1 protein-coding gene is annotated in these 206 nt (G+C 66.5%); it reads left to right on the top strand.

Going from position 1 to position 206, the window contains the following annotated elements; genetic code table 11:
- The coding region (locus E2C06_RS37235; protein ID WP_133293452.1) for an SdrD B-like domain-containing protein at positions 1-206 on the top strand (206 nt) is incomplete at both ends.

Genomic DNA, 206 nt, shown 5'->3' with positions numbered 1-206 from the left:
GGCACCGTGGTCACCAGCGCCACCACTGACAGCAGCGGCAACTACAGCCTTTCCGCCGCTCCCGGCACCTACACAGTCAAGTTCGTCACTCCCATGGGCTACAGCCTCAGCTCGCAGGACAGGGGCAGCGACGACACCCTCGACAGCGACGCTAGTCCCACGACCGGCGTCACCACCGCCATCACGCTCACCTCCGGCCAGACCGT

The sequence above is a fragment of the Dankookia rubra genome, assembly GCF_004355005.1.
In the GTDB taxonomy this organism is placed as follows: domain Bacteria; phylum Pseudomonadota; class Alphaproteobacteria; order Acetobacterales; family Acetobacteraceae; genus Paracraurococcus; species Paracraurococcus ruber_A.
Note: the sequence above shows the minus strand (reverse complement) of the source record. Positions and strands in the feature narration are given on the sequence as shown.